This is a genomic window from Streptomyces sp. NBC_00669 (assembly GCF_036226785.1).
In the GTDB taxonomy this organism is placed as follows: Bacteria; Actinomycetota; Actinomycetes; order Streptomycetales; family Streptomycetaceae; genus Actinacidiphila.
In genome coordinates, this window is record NZ_CP109018.1 from 2,430,263 (window position 1) to 2,448,384 (window position 18,122).

Genomic DNA, 18,122 nt, shown 5'->3' on the forward strand with positions numbered 1-18,122 from the left:
CGGTCACGGCACTACCGCCTGCTCACGCCTCCAGCGACGTCATGACGTGCTTGATCCGGGTGTAGTCCTCGAAGCCGTACGCGGACAGGTCCTTGCCGTAGCCGGACTGCTTGAACCCGCCGTGCGGCATCTCGGCGACCAGCGGGATGTGGGTGTTGATCCACACGCAGCCGAAGTCCAGCTTCTTGGACATCCGCATCGCCCGGCCGTGGTCCTTGGTCCACACCGAGGAGGCCAGGCCGTAGTCCACGTCGTTGGCCCAGGTGACGGCCTGCTCCTCGTCGGTGAACGACTGCACGGTGATGACCGGGCCGAACACCTCGCGCTGCACGGCCTCGTCGTCCTGCAGCAGCCCGGAGACGACGGTGGGCGCGTAGAAGTAGCCCTCCTCACCGACCCGGTGGCCGCCCGCCTCGACCTTGGCGTGCGCGGGCAGCCGCTCGATGAAGCCGGTGACCTGGGCGAGCTGGTTGGCGTTGTTGAGCGGGCCGAAGAGCACGTCCTCGTCGTCGGGCAGGCCGGTCCTGGTGCCGGCGGCGGCCTTGGCCAGCGCCGCGGTGAACTCCTCGCGCACGCCTTCCTGTACCAGCACCCGGCAGGCGGCGGTGCAGTCCTGGCCGGCATTGAAGAAGCCCGCGACCGCGATGTCCTCGGCGGCCTTGGCCAGCGCCGCGCTGTCGAGGTCGTCGAAGACCACCACGGGGGCCTTGCCGCCCAGCTCCAGGTGCACCCGCTTGACGTCCTTGGCGGCGGACCCGGCGACCTCGATGCCGGCCCGTACCGAGCCGGTGATGGACGCCATCGCCGGCACCGGGTGCTCGACCATCAGCCGGCCGGTGTCACGGTCGCCGCACACCACGTTGAAGACGCCCTTGGGCAGGACGCCGGCGATGATCTCGGCGAGCAGCACCGTGGAGGCCGGGGTGGTGTCGGACGGCTTGAGCACCACGGTGTTGCCCGCCGCGATCGCCGGGGCGAACTTCCACACCGCCATCATCATCGGGTAGTTCCAGGGCGCGACCTGCGCGCACACCCCGACCGGCTCGCGCCGCACGATGGAGGTCAGGCCCTCCATGTACTCGCCGGCCGAGCGGCCCTCCAGCATCCGGGCGGCGCCGGCGAAGAACCGGATCTGGTCCACCATCGGCGGGACCTCCTCGCTCGCGGTCAGCGCGAGCGGCTTGCCGGTGTTCTCGCTCTCCACCGCGACCAGCTCGTCGGCGCGCGTCTCGATCGCGTCGGCGATCTTGAGCAGCGCCTTCTGCCGCTCGGCGGGAGTGGTGTCGCGCCAGCCCGGGAAGGCGGCCTTGGCGGCGGCCATCGCCGCGTCGACGTCGGCCTGGCCGGACAGCGGAGCGGTCGCGTACGCCCGCCCGGTGACCGGGCTGACCACCTCGGTGGTACGCCCGTCGGCGGCGTCGCGGAATTCTCCGTCGATGTGGTTGCGCAGAGTACGGAGTTCGGTCACGGCGCTTGCTCCCTGGTCCTTCTGGTCCATGTCCATGGGGTGAGACGCTGCCCAGCTTAGCGCCAGAACTGCCGTATTCGACACACCCGCCCGGCCAGAACAACCGATTCGGTGTTACAGAAGGCTTAACACAACGGAATTCATCGTGAAGGGCTTGCGGGACCGTCGACCTCTCCTGCACAGTGGTGCGCGTGGCCACTCGTGACATGAACGGCGCTTCCGCCTCGATCGACGCGGTGTCGAAGGCGATCATCGAACAGCTCCAGGAGGACGGGCGCCGCCCGTACGCGGCGATCGGCAAGGCCGTGGGGCTGTCGGAGGCCGCGGTGCGCCAGCGGGTGCAGAAACTGCTCGACCAGGGCGTGATGCAGATCGTCGCGGTGACCGACCCGCTCACCGTGGGCTTCCGCCGCCAGGCGATGGTCGGCGTCAACGTCGAGGGCGACCTCGAACCGGTCGCCGACGCGCTCGCGGCCCTCGACGAGGTCGAGTACGTCGTGCTCACCGCCGGCTCCTTCGACCTGCTGGTGGAGATCGTCTGCGAGGACGACGACCACCTGCTGGAGATGATCAACAAGCGCATCCGCGCGCTGCCGGGCGTCCGCTCCACCGAGACCTTCGTCTACCTCAAGCTCCGCAAGCAGACCTACACCTGGGGAACCAGATAGCCATGACCGCTCCGAACGCCGATCAGCCTGATCTGTCGAAGTCCGCGTACGACCACCTGTGGATGCACTTCACCCGCATGTCGGACTACCAGGACGCCCCGGTGCCGACCATCGTCCGCGGCGAGGGCTCCTCCATCTACGACGCGCACGGCAAGCGCTACATCGACGGCCTGTCCGGGCTGTTCGTGGTGCAGGCCGGGCACGGGCGGCACGAACTGGCCGAGACCGCCTACAAGCAGGCGCAGGAGCTGGCCTTCTTCCCGATCTGGAGCTACGCCCACCCCAAGGCGGTCGAACTCGCCGAGCGGCTGGCCGGATACGCCCCCGGGGACCTCAACAAGGTCTTCTTCACCACCGGCGGCGGCGAGGCGGTGGAGACCGCCTGGAAGCTGGCGAAGCAGTACCACAAGCTCACCGGCAACCACACCAAGTACAAGGTGATCTCGCGTGCGGTCGCCTACCACGGCACCCCGCAGGGCGCGCTGTCGATCACCGGACTGCCCGCGCTCAAGGCCCCGTTCGAGCCGCTGGTGCCCGGCGCCCGCAAGGTGCCCAACACCAACATCTACCGCGCCCCGATCCACGGCGACGACCCGGAGGCGTTCGGCCGCTGGGCCGCCGACCAGATCGAGCAGGAGATCGTCTTCGAAGGCCCCGAGACGGTCGCCGCGGTCTTCCTCGAACCGGTGCAGAACGCCGGCGGCTGCTTCCCGCCGCCGCCCGGCTACTTCCAGCGGGTCCGCGAGATCTGCGACCGGTACGACGTCCTGCTCGTCTCCGACGAGGTGATCTGCGCGTTCGGGCGGCTGGGCACGATGTTCGCCTGCGACAAGTTCGACTACGTCCCCGACATGATCACCTGCGCCAAGGGCATGACCTCCGGGTACTCCCCGATCGGCGCGTGCATCATCTCCGACCGGCTGGCCGAGCCGTTCTACCGCGGCGACAACACCTTCCTGCACGGCTACACCTTCGCCGGCCACCCGGTCTCCGCCGCCGTGGCCCTCACCAACCTCGACATCTTCGAGCGCGAAGGGCTCAACCAGCACGTGCTCGACCACGAGGCCGCCTTCCGCGCCACCCTCGACAAGCTGAGCGACCTCCCGATCGTCGGCGACGTACGCGGCAACGGCTTCTTCTACGGCATCGAACTCGTCAAGGACAAGGCGACGAAGGAGACGTTCACCGACGAGGAGACCGAGCGCGTCCTGTACGGCTTCCTGTCCAAGGCGCTCTTCGACAACGGGCTCTACTGCCGCGCCGACGACCGTGGCGACCCCGTCATCCAGCTCGCCCCGCCGCTCATCTCGGAGCAGCCGCTTTTCGATGAGATCGAGGACATCCTCCGCGATGTCCTGCGGACGGCCTGGACCAAACTCTGACGGCGCCCCCTCCCCGGGGCGGGGGTGCCCTGGCGGGCGGCGGTGCCCAGGGGCGCTGGGCACTTTCGCGGAGGACGTTCACCCCGTGAGGGGCGCTGGGGTACCTCCCCGGCGAGGCTCTTGGGGAGGAACTGCGCGACCAGCCGGTGGTCCGGCAATCCCGCCGCGAGGGCTGGGCCCGCGGGCCCGGCGCGCCACAGCGGTGGCTGATCGCGCAGTTCCCCGCGCCCCTGCAGGGCACCCCGCCGCGAGGGCTGGGCCCGCGGGCCCGGCGCGCCACGGCGATGGCTGATCGCGCAGTTCCCCGCGCCCCTGCAGGGCACCCCGCCGCGGTGGTCCGGCGATCCCGCCGCGAGGGCTGGGCCCGCGGGCCCGGCGCGCCACGGCAGTGGCTGATCGCGCAGTTCCCCGCGCCCCTGCAGGGCACCCCGCCGCGGTGGTCCGGCGATCCCGCCGCGAGGGCTGGGCCCGCGGGCCCGGCGCGCCACGGCGATGGCTGATCGCGCAGTTCCCCGCGCCCCTGCAGGGCACCCCGCCGCGGTGGTCCGGCGATCCCGCCGCGAGGGCTGGACCTGCGGGCCCGGCGCGCCACGGCAGTGGCTGATCGCGCAGTTCCCCGCGCCCCTGTAGGGCACCCTGCTTCCGGTAGGGGGCCGCAGGGCCGGGCGGGGGCGCTCGGCCGATCGGGGGGTTCGCCGCTGCGCCTGCAAGGAATCGCTGGGGTCGGATGCATACCGTGCCGGGGAGTGACCGGACAGGCGCCGGGCTCGTTGGCCGAGTGAACTCGCAATCCGCGGAGGTACGGCATGGAGGCCCCGCCCGACAACGACGTGCTCTGGGCTCGCGCCCTGCGCCACTCCTACCAGGGCTCGCCCGCGCTGCTCGGCGTGTCCGTGAGCGTGCGGGCCGGGGAGATCCTCGCGCTCGCCGGTCCGCGCGGCTCGGGGAAGTCGACCCTGCTGCGCTGCCTTTCCGGGCAGCTCGTCCCGGACGAGGGCGAGGTGTGGTTCAACAGCGGCCCCGTGCACACGCTGCCCGAGACCGCCCGGGAGCGGCTGCGCCGCGACCGCTTCGGCTGGATCGGCGCCGACCCGCAGCTGCTGCCCGAGCTGAACGTCTGGGAGAACGCCGCGCTGCCGCTGCTGCTGCGCGGCGAGAGCAGCAGGGCCGCCCGGGCCGCCGCCTGTGAGTGGCTGGATCGCTTGGACATCGGCGACATCGCCCGCCGGCGCCCGACCGGGCTGCCCGCCGCGAAGCGCCAACGGGTCGCCGTGGCAAGGGCGTTGGTCACCGGACCGGCGGTGGTCTTCGCCGACGAGCCGACCGCCCCGCTGCACCGCAACGACCGCGCCCACGTCCTGCGCACCCTCACCAGCGCGGCCCGCACGCACGGCATCACCGTCGTCCTGGCCACCAGCGACCCCGACATCGCCGCGCACGCCGACCGCGTCATCCCCTTCGCCGACGGCCGCGCCGGAACTGCTGCCCAGGATCAGGACCAGGACCTGTCCGCGCCCCGCCCGGCGACCGTATGAGCGCCCCCGGCGCGCACCCGGGTCGGCACGGCGGCGCCGCGGCGCGGAGCGGCTCGTGCTGAGCCTGCGGCTGCTGCGCGGGGCCCGGCCCGCCGCGCTGGGCCGATGGGCCCTGGTGGCGCTCGCGTCGTGCGGCAGCGGCCTGCTCCTGCTGGCGGCCCTCGGCTGGGCGCTGGCGCACCCGAAGGGCGGGACGTCGGACGCGGTCGCGCGGCTCGGCTGGTGCGTCGCCCCCCTCGTGGTCACCGTGCAGCTCGCGGTCGCGGTGGGCCGCGCGCAGTCCGGCGGCTGGCCCCGGGCCGGCCTCGCCGCGGTCGGTCTCGGCCGCAACGGCGTGGTGCTGCTGACCGCGGCGACGGTGACCGTGGTGAGCGCGTTCGGCAGCGTGCTGGCCCTGCTCGCCTTCCTCCAACTGCGCGGCGACGTGACGGGTGTGCCGTACCACGGCGTCGGGCCCGGGCTGCTCGCGGCGGGCCGGAGCCTGCCGCCGGCCGGCGCGGTGACGCTGCTCGCGCTGGTCCCGCTGACCGCCGGTGTCGTGAGCGCGGCGCGGCTGCGGGCCGAAGGCAAGTCCGCCGAGGACATGCCGGGCGGGCTGCCGTGGGGGGTCGCGCTGGTCGCCGTGGGTCTGGCGATCGAGGTGACGGCGCCCGACGGGCACAGCTTCCCGCTGCCCAGCGGGCTCGGCTCGATGGCCCCGGCCGCGGTCGGCGGCTGGGTGCTGACCGCGGCGGGCCTGGTGCTGGCGGGACCGGGACTGGTCTACGGCTGCGGGCGGCTGATCGCCGCGTACCGGCCGGGCGGGCTGCGGCTGCTGTCCGGCCGCGGCCTCCAGCACGAGGCGCGCCGGCTCGGCCGCCCGCTCGGCCTGCTCTCGGCGACCGCGGCCGTGGCGCTGTCCGGATACGGCCTGCACCAGCACAACGGCCGGACGCTGGGCCCGGTGACCACGTTCGCGGCGACGCTGGTCTGCGTGTGCGTGCTGGCCTCGACCGCGGTGGCCGCGATGGAGTCCCGCACCGAGCGCGCCTCCACCACCGCCGCGCTCCGCGAGCTGGCGGTGCCCGCCACCATGCTGCGCGCCTCGGCGGCCGTGCGCACGGGCGCCCTGGTGGTCGCCTTCCTGGTGCCCACGCTGCTGGTCGCGGCGCTGTCCCCGACGCCGTAGCGCCGTATCCCGGATCGCCGGGCACATGACGCGGCGGCGCCTGCGGTCATCCGCGCGGCGCCGCGTCAACAGCGCGACGCAGAGGTCCTCCTTCGCCACGGCCCGGCGCACACCTGAGCGCGCTATCGTGCTCGCGTGCCAGCGCCTACTCCCCCCGATTCGCCCCATCCGCCCCATCCGCGGCTGCCCCGCCCCACGCGCGGCGCCCGCCGTCCGCCGGGCCCGCCGGAGCCGCCGAAGGAGCCCTCGGACGCGGCACCCGAGCCCATCCACCGGGCCCGCGGGGTGGAGACGCTGGAGGAGTTCGACGCGGTCGCGCTCGGCGGGTCGTTCGCGGACTGCCGGGTGCGGGCCGTGGACCTCACCTCGCGGACCTTCGCGCTGCTGGTGACCGACACGTCGGAGGCGGTGTTCCTCGGCTGCCCGATGGAGCCGCAGGCCCTGGCGCACGTACGGGCCGGCGGCGCGCTGGTCTTCCCGCCGGTGCCCGGCCTGCCGTTCGACCCGTACCGCGCGGCGCCCTACCGGCCCGAGGAGCTGTACGCGGACCTGGCTGAGGGCGGGTACGCCGCGACGCCGGACGCGCTGACGTACGCGTGGTGGCTGCGGACCTCCGCGGAGGGCGACGTGTTCGCCTCGATGCTGCGCTCCATCCACGACGACGCGGTCTCCGACGTGCTGGACGAACAGCTCGGCGGCGCGCGGGTCGTGGGGGTGATGGGCGGGCACGCGATGGAGCGCGGCACGGAGGCGTACGCGGGCGCCGCGCGGCTGGGCCGGTCGCTGGCGGAGTCCGGGCTGACGGTGGCGACCGGTGGCGGGCCCGGCGCGATGGAGGCGGCCAACTTCGGGGCGTACGCGGCCGCGTACGACGACGTCATGCTCGGCAAGGCGCTCGACGTGCTGGCCGGCACCCCCTCCTTCAGCCCGTCCGTCGACGCCTGGGCGTCGACGGCCTTCGAGGTACGCGACCGCTGGCCGGACGGCGGGCCGTCCTACGGCCTGCCGACCTGGTTCTACGGCCACGAGCCGCCCAACGCCTTCGCCGCGCACATCGCGAAGTTCTTCGCGAACGCCACCCGTGAGGACGGCCTGCTCTCGCGCTGCTCGGCCGGCGCGGTCTTCCTCCCGGGCGCCGCCGGCACCGTCCAGGAGGTCTTCGACGCGGCCACCGCGAACTACTACGGTTCGCACGGTGAGCCCGCGCCGATGGTGCTGGTGGACCATGCGTACTGGACGGACGAGTTGCCGGTCTGGCCGCTGCTCAACGCCTTGGCGGCGGGCCGTTCGATGGGGGGACGGGTCGCCCTCGTGGACAGCGTGGACGATGTCCCGGCGGCCCTGGAACGCCTGGGTTCCGCGTAAGCGCACCCGGCCCGCCAGAGCTTCGCCTGGGAGGTGCCCCCGCGCCCCTGTCCGTGCGGACCACGATGGCGAGCAGCCGTCAACGGGGGCCCGGGGAACTGCGCGACCGGCCCACCACCGGCGGACGGTCCCGGAACCTACGGGACCGGGCGGGACGGGCGGACCGGCTCAGCCTCCCGCAGGGCTGAGCACGACGACGTCCGCCGCCTCGAACGAGGCACCCACGGACGCCCCGAGTTCCGGGGCCTCGCGCAGGGCGCACTCCGCTTCGAGGCCGGGGCCGCGCTCGGGCCGGAGCATGACGCCGACGTGGCCGCCCCGGAAGGTCCGGGAGGTGACCTCGCAGCGCAGCCCGGCGGTGTCGGGCGGGCCGAGCCGCACCCCGGAGGGCCGGACGAGGATCAGGTGCTCGCCGTCGGGGGTCCCGTCCGGGACGGGCAGTTCGCCCCAGGCGGTGACGGCGACGGCGCCGCTGACCGTGCCCCCGGTGATGTTGTCGAACCCGAGGAAGCGGGCCACGAACTCGGAGCCGGGCCGCTGCCACACCTCCAGCGGGGTGCCGCTGCGCTCGATCCGCCCGTCCCGCATCACCACCACCCGGTCGGCGAGCGCGAACGCCTCGCCCTGGTCGTGGGTGACGGCCAGCACGGTGGTGCCCAACTGCCCGAACAACCGGCGCAGTTCGACCACGAGTCGCTCGCGCAGGGAACGGTCGAGCTGGCCCAGCGGCTCGTCGAGCATCAGCAGGCGCGGCTCGGGCGCGAGCGCGCGGGCCAGGGCGACCCGCTGCTGCTCGCCGCCGGAGAGCGTGGCGACCGGGCGGGTGGCGGCCCCGGGCAGGCCGACCAGGTCGAGGAGTTCGGCGGTCCGCCGGTCCCGGGCCTCGCGCGGCATCTTGTGCATGCGCGGCCCGAACGCCACGTTGCCGCCGACGTCGCGCTGCGGGAAGAGCTGGTGGTCCTGGAACATCAGCCCGACCCCGCGGCGGTGCGCGGGCACGCCCGCCTGGTCGGCGCCGTCCAGCAGCACCCGGCCCCCGTCGAGCGGCTGCAGCCCGGCGACCGCGCGCAGCAGCGTGGACTTGCCGCTGCCGCTAGGCCCGAGCACGCAGACGATCTCGTGCGCGGCGGCGTCCAGGCTCACCGCGTCCAGTGCGGTGCGCGCCCCGAACCGTACGGTGGCGGCGTCCAGGCTCAGCAGGGCATCGGTCATCGTGGGCTCTCCGAGCGGGCAGGGGTAGCGGGGGCCTCGGGCACGGCGGGAGCTTCGGGCGCCGTGCGGGATGCGGTGGCCCGGGGAGCCGCAGCCAGGCCCTGTGCGGCGGCCGTTACGTCCTTACCGCCCGGCACGTCCTTACGGCGCGGCGTCGTACGCCCGGACAGCGGGTACTCCAGGATCAGCAGGCTGGCCGCGCAGACCACCATGAGGATGGTGCTCAGGGCCATCGCCTGGCCGTAGTTCATCTCGCCGGCCCGGCCGAGCAGGCGGGAGACGGCCACCGGGAGGGTCGGGCTGTCGGGCCGGGCGATGAAGACCGTGGCGCCGAACTCGCCGAGCGACACCGCGAACGCGAACCCGGCCGCGATGCCCAGCGCCCGCCCGACCAGGGGCAGTTCGACCTCGCGCCAGACCCGTAGCGGGGACGCGCCGAGCACCGCGGCGGCCTCCCGCAGCCGCTCGTCGACCGCCCGCAGCACCGGCAGCATCACCCGTACCACGAACGGCGCGCCGACCAGCGCCTGTGCGAGCGGCACCAGCAGCCAGGAGTCGCGCAGGTCGAGCGGCGGCTTGTCGAGCGTGATCAGGAAGCCGAAGCCGACGGTGACCGCGGAGGTGCCCAGCGGCAGCATCAGCAGCCCGTCGAAGCCGCGCATCAGCCGCCCGCTGCGGCGGGTGAGCGCGGCCGCGGCCAGCCCGCCGACCAGCAGGGCGATGACGGTCGCGGCGGCGGCGAAGCGCAGCGAGTTCCAGACCGTGTGCAGCGGTGAGACGAGGAAGGTCCCGTCGGCGCTGGTGGAGCCGAGCGCGCGGTAGAAGGCGAAGCCGTAGCCGTTCGGGCCGTCGAGGGAGCGGGCCGCGAGCACGCCGAGCGGCAGCAGGATCAGCAGCGCGATCGACCCGAGGACGGCGGCGAGCAGCATCCGTTCGCCCGCGCCGCGCGGGCGGTGCGCGGTGCCGGCCGGGTCGACCAGCCGCAGCGCGGACTCGCGGCGGCGGGCCGTCCAGGCATGCACGGCCAGGATCGCGACGACCGCGACGAGTTGGAGCAGGGTGAGCACGGCCGCGGTGGGCAGGTCGAAGATCTCGGCGGTCTCCCGGTAGATCTCGACCTCCAGGGTGGCGCGGGTGGGGCCGCCGAGGATCTGGATCACGCCGAAGGAGGTGAAGGTGAACAGGAAGACCATCACCGCGGCCGACGCGACGGAGGGGGCGAGGGCCGGCAGGGTGACGCGGCGCCAGGCGGCGAGGCGGCCCGCGCCGAGCATGCGGGCGGCCTCCTCCTGGCGCGGGTCGAGTTGCGCCCACAGGCCGCCGACGGTGCGGACGACCACGGCGTAGTTGAAGAAGACGTGCGCGATCAGGATCGCCCACACGGAGGTGTCCAGGCGTACGCCGAAGAGGCTGTCGGTGAAGCCGCCCTGCCCGAGCAGCGCGAGGAACGCCGAGCCGGCGACGACGGTCGGCAGCACGAACGGCACGGTGACCACCGCCCGCAGCAGCCGCTTGCCGGGGAAGTCCAGCCGGGCGAAGGCGTACGCGCCGGGCAGCGCGACCGCGAGGGTCAGCGCGGTGGACGCGCCGGCCTGCCAGCAGGTGAACCACAGCACGTGCCGTACCGAGCCGTCGCCGAGCACGTCGCCGATCCGGCCCAGCCGCCAGTGGCCGCCCGGGTGCAGGCCCCGGCCGACGATGGACGCCACCGGGTAGGCGAAGAAGGCGGCGAAGAACGCCAGCGGCAGGGCGGCCAGGGCGAGCCCGGTCGCGGTGCGGCGGCGCCCCGCCCTCCGATCGGCGGGTCCCGCCTCAGGCTTGGCGGGTCCCGCCTCCAGCGCGCCGGACCCCGCCTCCAGGTCGCCGTTGCCGGGTCCCGCCTTCCGGACGGCTACAGGACGATCGAGTTCCACGACTTCACCCAGTCGTCCCGCTTCGCGGCGATCTTGTCGGGCGCGAGCGTCGTCGGGTGCGGGACCTTCGCGCCGTACTTGGTGAACACCTCAGGCTCGGTGGCGCCCTTCACCACCGGGTCGACGTACATCTGGAGCGGCATGTCCTGCTGGAAGGTCCTGCTGAGCATGAAGTCGATGAACGCCTCGGCGCCCGCCGGGTTCTTCGCGCCGTGCAGCACTCCGGCGAACTCGATCTGGCGGAAGCAGGTGCCGGTGGCCACCCCGACGGGTGACTGCGCGGGCGGCGGGTTGACGCCGACCACCTCGGCGGGCGGGCTGGAGGCGTAGGAGACCACCAGCGGCTTGTCGCCCTTGGCCTTCTTCCCGGCGGCCGACCCGGAGAAGGCGCTGTCGTACGCCTGCTCCCAACTGTCGACGACCTGGACGCCGTTGGCCTTCAGCTTCTTCCAGTACGCCTGCCATCCCGCGTCGCCGTAGGTGGCGGCGGTGCCCAGCAGGAAGGCCAGGCCCGGCGAGGAGGTGGAGACGTTCTCGGTGACCAGCAGGTTCTTGTACTGCGGCTTGATCAGGTCGGCGAAGGTCTGCGGCGGCGCGAGGTGGTGGGAGGTGAAGTAGGCGCGGTCGTAGTTGACGCAGACGTCGCCGGAGTCGATCGGCGTCACCCGGTGCTTGCCCGCGTCGAGTTGGACGTCGGCGGGCACCTGGTCCAGGCCCTTGGCGGTGTAGGAGTCGAACAGGCCGTTGCCGAGGGCGCGGGAGAGCAGGGTGTTGTCGACGCCGAAGAAGACGTCGCCGCGCGGGTGGTCCTTGGTGAGGATGGCCTGGTTGACCGCGGCGCCCGCGTCGCCGCCGCGCAGCACCTTGACGGTGTAGCCGGTCTCCTTGGTGAACTCCGCCATCACCGACTTGGATGCCGCGAACGAGTCGTGGCTGACCAGGGTGACGGTCTTCGACGGCTTGCCGCCGGACGCCTTGCCGGAGCCGGAGCCGGACCCCGAGCCGCCGCAGCCGGCGAGGACGGTGGCGCCCGCGGTGGCGAGGACGAGCGCGCCCACGGCACGCCGACGAATGGTGCTCTTCACTGTGCTGACTCCCTACGCCGGTATGACCCGGATCAGGTGGGAGGGTCTGCGGCCTGGGCTTCTCGACGGTCTCGCCGTCGCCCCAGCCGCACTCTCAGCGCCGTCTCAGGCGCTCCCCTGTCGGATGTTCATTTGTGCAGATGTCCATTCAAGCGGTGCGACCAGCGCACCTGCGCACCGTATCAGCGCGCGGACGCGGCCAGCTGACCGCAGGCCCCGTCGATCTCCTGACCGCGGGTGTCCCGTACGGTCACGGGCACGCCGTGCGCCTGGAGGGCGGCGACGAACGCCCGCTCGTCCTCCGGGCGGGAGGCGGTCCACTTCGAGCCCGGGGTGGGGTTGAGCGGGATCAGGTTGACGTGCACCCGGTGGTTCTTGAGCAGCTTGCCGAGCCGGTCGGCACGCCACGCCTGGTCGTTCACGTCGCGGATCAGGGCGTACTCGATGGAGACGCGGCGGCCGGAGACATCGGCGTAGTGCCAGGCGGCGTCCAGCACCTCGCGGACCTTCCAGCGGGTGTTGACCGGCACGAGGGTGTCGCGCAGTTCGTCGTCGGGGGCGTGCAGGGACACCGCGAGGCGGCACTTGAAGCCCTCGTCGGCGAACCGGTGCATCGCGGGGACCAGGCCGACCGTGGAGACGGTGATGCCGCGCTGGGAGAGCCCGAGGCCGTCGGGCGCCGGGTCGGTGAGGCGGCGGATCGCGTCGATGACCCGGCGGTAGTTCGCCAGCGGCTCGCCCATGCCCATGAAGACGATGTTCGACAGCCGGTCCGGGGCGCCGGGGCCCGCGCCGGGCACCTCGCCGTCGCGCAGCGCGCGCATCCCGGCGACGATCTGGTGCACGATCTCCGCGGTCGACAGGTTGCGGTCCAGACCCGCCTGGCCGGTGGCGCAGAACGGGCAGTTCATCCCGCAGCCCGCCTGCGACGAGATGCACATCGTCACCCGGTCCGGGTACCGCATCAGCACCGACTCGACCAGGGTCCCGTCGAACAGCCGCCACAGCGTCTTGCGGGTCTCCCCGTCGTCACACGACGCGTGCCGCACCACCGTCATCAGCTCCGGCAGCAGATCCCCGGCCAGCTTCCCCCGCGCCCCGGCCGGAATGTCCGTCCAGGCCGCCGGATCGTCCGCGTAGCGCGCGAAGTAGTGCTGCGACAACTGCTTGGCCCGGAACGGCTTCTCCCCCAGCTCCGCCACCGCCTCCCTCCGCTCCGCGGGCGACAGGTCGGCAAGATGCCGCGGCGGCTTCTTGGCCCCGCGCGGCACGGCAAACGTCAGTTCTCCGGGTACAGGCATGATGCCTACCAGTGTCGCAGACTCCGCGCAGTGCCCTGTTCGTACGGCCGGCGCCGTGCCAGGGCCGGGCGCGGGTGGGTGGTCAGCCCTGGCCGACGAAGGCTACGAGGAGGAGCCAGACGACCGGGGCGGTGGGGAGGAGGGAGTCGAGGCGGTCCATGATGCCGCCGTGGCCCGGGAGGAGGGTGCCCATGTCCTTGATGCCGAGGTCGCGCTTGATCATGGACTCGCCGAGGTCCCCGAGGGTGGCGCTGACGGCGGCGGCGAGGCCGAGCAGCAGGCCCTGCCACCAGCGGCCGTCGTCCACGAAGAACTGCATGAGCAGGGCGCCGGCCACCATGGCGAAGGAGATCGCGCCGAAGAGCCCCTCCCGGGTCTTGCCGGGGCTGATCCGGGGGGCGAGCTTGTGGCTGCCGAAGCGCCAGCCGACCGCGTAGGCGCCGGTGTCGCTGATCACGGTGAGCAGGAGGAACACCAGCACCCGGCGCGGGCCGTCGTCGGCGGCGAGCATCATGACGACGAAGGTGGCCAGGAAGGGCACGTAGAACGCGGCGAAGACGGCCGCGGTCACGTCGCGCAGGTAGTCCTCCGGCGGCTGGGCCATCCGCCAGACCAGGACGGCGAGCGCGGTCAGCGCCATCGCGATCCACGCGCCGTCGGCGCCCTTCAGGTACCCCGCGATCACCATGGCGGTGCCGCCGATCGCCAGCGGGATCAGCGGCGCCTGGATCTGCTTGCGCTCGGCGAGCCGGGAGGTCAGCTCCCACAGGCCGATCACCACCGCGACCACCACGATGCCGACGAACACCGCCTTGACGACGAAGAGCGCCGCGACCACCACCGCGCCGAGGCCGACGCCGACCCCTATCGCCGCCCGCAGGTCCCGGCCGGCGGACTTCTTCGCGGGGGCGGCCGGCGGCTCGGAGCCGGGTCCGGGGCCCCGGCCCGGTGGCGGCGGGTCCTGGGGCGGCGAAGGGGGTGGCGGCGGCATGGTGGAGATCTTCCTCCTGACCCCGGGCTCCGTGGCGGAACCCGCCGCGTGACCTGCACGTGGCGAAACGCCCCAGGAAGAATCGTTCACGGAGCGTCGCCTCGCGTCGTCGTCAGGGTGGTGGTCGGCGTGGTGGTCGGCGGGTGTGGTCGGCGGGTGTGGTCGGCGGGTGCGGTCGGCGGGTGCGGTCGGCCGGGAGATGCGCGCCCCGGTGTGCGACCCGGGCAGGGGGCGGTGTGCGCGGAGAAGCGAATCTCCACGCGGTGTGCCGCGCGGAGGTCAGACCTCCAGCAGCTCCGCTTCCTTGTGCTTGAGCAGCTCGTCGATCTGCGCCACGTACTTCGACGTGGTGTCGTCGAGCTCCTTCTCCGCGCGGCGCACCTCGTCCTCGCCGGTCTCGCCGTCCTTGACGAGCTTGTCCAGGGTCTCCTTGGCCTTGCGCCGGACGCTGCGGATGGAGATCTTCGCGTCCTCGCCCTTGGTCTTGGCGACCTTGATGTACTCGCGCCGGCGCTCCTCGGTGAGCTGCGGGAACACCACCCGGATGATCCGGCCGTCGTTGCTGGGGTTCACACCGAGGTCGGAGTTGCGGATCGCCTCTTCGATGTTGCGCAGGCTGCTGCTGTCGAAGGGGGTGATCACGGCCATCCGCGGCTCGGGCACCGCGAAGGAGGCGAGCTGGTTGATCGGGGTGACCGCGCCGTAGTACTCGGCGACGATCTTGTTGAACATCGCCGGGTGCGCACGGCCGGTGCGGATCGCCGCGAAGTCGTCCTTGGCGACGACGACGGCCTTCTCCATCTTCTCCTCGGCCTCGAGGAGGGTCTCTTCAATCACCATGTGCTCCTGGTATTCAGAAGGCAGAGCCGTCGGGTCGGGGCCCCTGCGCACGTGTTCCTGCACGGTCTCGGACCGGGCAGCCTGTTGTCCATACCGGCCGCGCCGGTCACGCCCTGGTGCCCTGGTCGTTGACCAGCGTGCCGATCTTCTCACCCTTGACGGCGCGGGCGATGTTGCCCTCGGCGAGCAGTTCGAAGACCAGGATGGGCAGTTTGTTGTCCTGGCAGAGGGTGATCGCCGTGAGGTCGGCGACCCGCAGGTCGCGGGCGATCAGCTCGCCGTACTCCAGGGCGTCGAAGCGGACGGCGTTCGGATTGTGCTTGGGGTCGGAGTCGTAGACCCCGTCCACCCCGTTCTTGCCCATCAGCATCGCCACCGCGTCGATCTCCAGGGCGCGCTGGGCGGCGGTGGTGTCGGTGGAGAAGTAGGGCATGCCCATGCCCGCGCCGAAGATCACCACGCGGCCCTTCTCCAGGTGCCGGACGGCCCGCAGCGGGATGTACGGCTCGGCGACCTGGCCCATGGTGATGGCGGTCTGCACCCGGGTCTCGATGCCCTCCTTCTCCAGGAAGTCCTGGAGCGCGAGGCAGTTCATCACGGTGCCGAGCATGCCCATGTAGTCGGAGCGGGCCCGGTCCATGCCGCGCTGCTGGAGTTCGGCGCCGCGGAAGAAGTTGCCGCCGCCGAGCACGACCGCGATCTCGTAGCCCTCGCGGACCACCGCGGCGATCTCCCGGGCGATGGCGTGCACGACGTCGGGGTCGACGCCGAGACCGCCGCCTCCGGCGAACGCCTCACCGGAGAGCTTGAGCAGGTAGCGGCGGGGAGTGGACCCGTCGCGGCCTTCGTGACGCCGTCCGCCGTCGTCGTCGTGGGTGGGGGTGTGGTCGCGGGCCTTGCCGGCGCCTTCGGCACCATCATCCATGGGAGGTCTCCTCGTGCACGTACCGAGGAGGCCATTGCCGTGGGTCCTTGTCGGTTCCCGGTACGGCAATGGCCTCCTCGTCACCTCTGCGGCCGGCCGGCGGGCGACCGGCCGCGTACGGCCCCAGCGGGACCGTCTGTCTTGCGCCGCGCGGCCGCGGGGCGACCGTGCGGACGTGGGTGGCAGCCCGCCGCGGCCGAGTGGTGTCCGCGGCCGGACCGGCGGGTGCCGGTGCGAGCGGACGTCAGACGCCGACGCGGAAGCGCGCGAAGTGCTTCAGCGTGACCCCGGCCTCGTCGAGCACCTTCTGCACGGTCTTCTTGGAGTCCTTGGCGAACGCCTGCTCCAGGACGACGTTCTCCTTGAAGAAGCCGTTCACCCGTCCTTCGACGATACGCGCCAGGGCGGCCTCCGGCTTGCCCTCCTCGCGCGCGGTGGCCTCGGCGACCCGGCGCTCGTTCGCCACGGTCTCCTCGTCGATCTCGTCGCGGCTGAGGAACTTCGGGGCGAACGCGGCGATGTGCTGCGCGACGTCCTTGGCGGTCTGCGGGTCGGCCTTGTCCAGCTCGACCAGCACGCCGACCTGCGGGGGCAGGTCCGGGCTGGTGCGGTGCAGGTAGGAGGCGACGTAGCCGTCGGTGAACTGCGCGAAGCGGTCCAGCACGATCTTCTCGCCGAGGGTGGCGTTGGCCTCGTCGACGAACGCCTGGACGGTCTGGCCGTCCTTGATCTCGGAGTTGAGCAGCGCGTCGATGCCGGCCGGCTTGGTGGCGGCGACGTGCGCGGCGATCGCGTCGGCGACCGCGACGAACTTGTCGCCCTTGGCGACGAAGTCGGTCTCGCACTTCAGCTCGACGAGGACGCCCTCGGAGTTGTCAGCGGCGATGAGGGAGACGACCGCGCCGTTGGAGGCCGAGCGGCCCTCGCGCTTGGTGACGCCCTTCTGGCCCTTCACACGGAGGATCTCGACGGCCTTGTCCAGGTCGCCTTCGGCCTCGGTGAGGGCGTTCTTGCAGTCCATCATGCCCGCGGCGGTGAGCTCGCGGAGCTTCTTGACGTCGGCGGCGGTGAAGTTCGCCATGGGTGTGAGTCTCTTCCCGGATGGTCGGTGGATCTACGGGTGAACGGCGGGGGCGCTGGGCCCCCGCCGTCGTCACGCGTGGTGCTGTTCCCGGACGCTCGCGTCCGCGGGTGATCAGGCTCCGGTGGAGTCGTCGCCCTCGGTGGCCGCGGGCGCGGCGTCGGCGGCCGGAGCCGCGGGCGCCTCGTCGGCCGGGGCAGCGGCCTCGGCGGCGTCGGCAGCGGGGGCCTCGGCAGCCGGGGCGGCGGCCTCGGTGGCCGGCTCGGAGTCGGCCTTCTTCTCGCCCTCGAGCAGGTCGCGCTCCCACTCGGCGAGCGGCTCGGCGACGCCTTCGGCCTTCTTGTCGCCGGTGGCGGCGCCGGAGCGGGCGATGAGGCCCTCGGCGACGGCGTCGGCGATCACGCGGGTGAGCAGCGTGACGGAGCGGATCGCGTCGTCGTTGCCCGGGATCTTGTAGTCGACCTCGTCGGGGTCGCAGTTGGTGTCGAGGATCGCGACCACCGGGATACGGAGCTTGCGCGCCTCACCGACGGCGATGTGCTCCTTCTTGGTGTCCACGATCCAGACGGCGCTCGGCACCTTCTGCATCTCGCGGATACCGCCGAGGGTCTTCTCCAGCTTGTCCTTCTCGCGGGAGAGGACCAGCAGCTCCTTCTTGGTGAGGCCGGAGGCGGCCACGTCCGAGAAGTCGATCTCCTCGAGCTCCTTCAGGCGCTGGAGGCGCTTGTAGACGGTCGAGAAGTTGGTGAGCATGCCGCCCAGCCAGCGCTGGTTGACGTACGGCATGCCGACGCGGGACGCCTGCTCGGCGATTGCCTCCTGCGCCTGCTTCTTGGTGCCGACGAACATGATGGAGCCGCCGTGCGCGACGGTCTCCTTGACGAACTCGTAGGCGCGGTCGATGTACGACAGCGACTGGAGCAGGTCGATGATGTAGATGCCGTTGCGCTCGGTGAAGATGAAGCGCTTCATCTTCGGGTTCCAGCGGCGGGTCTGGTGCCCGAAGTGGACGCCGCTCTCCAGCAGCTCCCGCATCGTGACGACGGCCATGGCCGTACTCCTTGATGTGCTCGGTTACCGTGGCCACCGGACGGCGGCCACGCCTGACGTCCCGACGCGCCGTGCCACAAGGGACCGAGGGGCGCGGCCACCGCCCGTGACCATCAAGGTCCGGGGTTGGTGGCGGGG

Annotated in this window: 15 protein-coding genes and 1 riboswitch; of the genes, 5 read left to right on the forward strand and 10 right to left on the reverse strand. The window is 72.6% G+C overall.

Annotated elements, in window-relative coordinates:
- Window positions 1-22: 22 nt before the first annotated feature.
- Window positions 23-1,468: a gamma-aminobutyraldehyde dehydrogenase gene (locus tag OG896_RS09590; protein WP_329364163.1), complete on the reverse strand. Its 1,446-nt coding sequence runs from the start codon at window positions 1,466-1,468 to the stop codon at window positions 23-25.
- A gap of 206 nt (window positions 1,469-1,674) precedes the next feature.
- Between OG896_RS09590 and OG896_RS09595 the strand changes: the two genes are divergently transcribed.
- From OG896_RS09595 to OG896_RS09615, 5 genes are all read left to right on the forward strand, one after another.
- Entirely contained in the window at window positions 1,675-2,136 is a 462-nt protein-coding gene (locus OG896_RS09595; RefSeq protein ID WP_329373841.1) for an Lrp/AsnC family transcriptional regulator, read from the forward strand.
- Window positions 2,137-2,138: 2 nt separating this feature from the next.
- Window positions 2,139-3,518 carry an aspartate aminotransferase family protein gene (locus tag OG896_RS09600; RefSeq protein ID WP_328470056.1) on the forward strand — a complete coding sequence of 460 codons (1,380 nt, stop codon included), beginning with the start codon at window positions 2,139-2,141 and terminating at the stop codon, window positions 3,516-3,518.
- Window positions 3,519-4,324: 806 nt separating this feature from the next.
- On the forward strand, window positions 4,325-5,053 hold the full coding sequence (locus OG896_RS09605) for an ABC transporter ATP-binding protein (protein ID WP_329364165.1): 729 nt from the start codon (window positions 4,325-4,327) through the stop codon (window positions 5,051-5,053).
- A 55-nt stretch (window positions 5,054-5,108) separates the two neighbouring features.
- Window positions 5,109-6,221, forward strand: a complete 1,113-nt coding sequence (locus OG896_RS09610) for a hypothetical protein (RefSeq protein WP_329364168.1) — start codon at window positions 5,109-5,111, stop codon at window positions 6,219-6,221.
- A gap of 267 nt (window positions 6,222-6,488) precedes the next feature.
- On the forward strand, window positions 6,489-7,586 hold the full coding sequence (locus tag OG896_RS09615; RefSeq protein ID WP_329373843.1) for an LOG family protein: 1,098 nt from the start codon (window positions 6,489-6,491) through the stop codon (window positions 7,584-7,586).
- Between the two features lie 168 nt (window positions 7,587-7,754).
- On the opposite strand, the gene OG896_RS09620 is transcribed toward OG896_RS09615, so the two are convergent.
- The 9 genes from OG896_RS09620 to rpsB all read right to left on the reverse strand — a co-directional run bounded on the left by OG896_RS09620 (window position 7,755) and on the right by rpsB (window position 17,984).
- The gene (locus tag OG896_RS09620) at window positions 7,755-8,798 is read right to left on the reverse strand and encodes an ABC transporter ATP-binding protein (protein ID WP_329364170.1); all 1,044 of its coding nucleotides are present in this window, start codon (window positions 8,796-8,798) and stop codon (window positions 7,755-7,757) included.
- Window positions 8,795-10,555 carry an ABC transporter permease gene (locus OG896_RS09625; RefSeq protein ID WP_329373845.1) on the reverse strand — a complete coding sequence of 587 codons (1,761 nt, stop codon included), beginning with the start codon at window positions 10,553-10,555 and terminating at the stop codon, window positions 8,795-8,797. Before OG896_RS09625 ends, OG896_RS09620 begins: the two co-directional genes overlap by 4 nt.
- A 134-nt stretch (window positions 10,556-10,689) precedes the next feature.
- Entirely contained in the window at window positions 10,690-11,796 is a 1,107-nt protein-coding gene (locus tag OG896_RS09630; RefSeq protein WP_329364172.1) for a thiamine ABC transporter substrate-binding protein, read from the reverse strand.
- A riboswitch (TPP riboswitch) is annotated at window positions 11,789-11,925 on the reverse strand. (Overlaps the previous gene by 8 nt.)
- A gap of 53 nt (window positions 11,926-11,978) precedes the next feature.
- Window positions 11,979-13,097 (reverse strand): 23S rRNA (adenine(2503)-C(2))-methyltransferase RlmN, encoded by a 1,119-nt coding sequence (gene rlmN / locus OG896_RS09635; protein WP_329364174.1) that lies wholly within the window; start codon window positions 13,095-13,097, stop codon window positions 11,979-11,981.
- Window positions 13,098-13,179: 82 nt separating this feature from the next.
- Complete coding sequence (locus OG896_RS09640) at window positions 13,180-14,097, reverse strand: phosphatidate cytidylyltransferase (protein WP_443057240.1); 918 nt, start codon at window positions 14,095-14,097, stop codon at window positions 13,180-13,182.
- Between the two features lie 270 nt (window positions 14,098-14,367).
- On the reverse strand, window positions 14,368-14,925 hold the full coding sequence (frr, locus tag OG896_RS09645) for a ribosome recycling factor (protein WP_103890462.1): 558 nt from the start codon (window positions 14,923-14,925) through the stop codon (window positions 14,368-14,370).
- A gap of 109 nt (window positions 14,926-15,034) precedes the next feature.
- Window positions 15,035-15,853, reverse strand: coding sequence for a UMP kinase (pyrH, locus tag OG896_RS09650; protein WP_328470044.1), 819 nt, complete (start codon window positions 15,851-15,853; stop codon window positions 15,035-15,037).
- A 244-nt stretch (window positions 15,854-16,097) separates the two neighbouring features.
- A complete protein-coding gene (gene tsf, locus OG896_RS09655) occupies window positions 16,098-16,934 on the reverse strand; it encodes a translation elongation factor Ts (RefSeq protein WP_329364180.1) in 837 nt (278 codons plus the stop codon).
- 114 nt (window positions 16,935-17,048) lie between these two features.
- Entirely contained in the window at window positions 17,049-17,984 is a 936-nt protein-coding gene (gene rpsB / locus OG896_RS09660) for a 30S ribosomal protein S2 (RefSeq protein ID WP_329364182.1), read from the reverse strand.
- Window positions 17,985-18,122: the final 138 nt, after the last annotated feature.

Excerpts from the sequence above, each read along its gene's own strand:
- OG896_RS09595 (WP_329373841.1), top strand. The coding sequence starts at position 1,675 with ATGAACGGCGCTTCCGCCTCGATCGACGCGGTGTCGAAGGCGATCATC.
- OG896_RS09600 (WP_328470056.1), top strand. The coding sequence starts at position 2,139 with ATGACCGCTCCGAACGCCGATCAGCCTGATCTGTCGAAGTCCGCGTAC.
- OG896_RS09605 (WP_329364165.1), top strand. The coding sequence starts at position 4,325 with ATGGAGGCCCCGCCCGACAACGACGTGCTCTGGGCTCGCGCCCTGCGC.
- OG896_RS09620 (WP_329364170.1), bottom strand. The coding sequence starts at position 8,798 with ATGACCGATGCCCTGCTGAGCCTGGACGCCGCCACCGTACGGTTCGGG.
- rlmN (WP_329364174.1), bottom strand. The coding sequence starts at position 13,097 with ATGCCTGTACCCGGAGAACTGACGTTTGCCGTGCCGCGCGGGGCCAAG.
- pyrH (WP_328470044.1), bottom strand. The coding sequence starts at position 15,853 with ATGGATGATGGTGCCGAAGGCGCCGGCAAGGCCCGCGACCACACCCCC.
- tsf (WP_329364180.1), bottom strand. The coding sequence starts at position 16,934 with ATGGCGAACTTCACCGCCGCCGACGTCAAGAAGCTCCGCGAGCTCACC.
- rpsB (WP_329364182.1), bottom strand. The coding sequence starts at position 17,984 with ATGGCCGTCGTCACGATGCGGGAGCTGCTGGAGAGCGGCGTCCACTTC.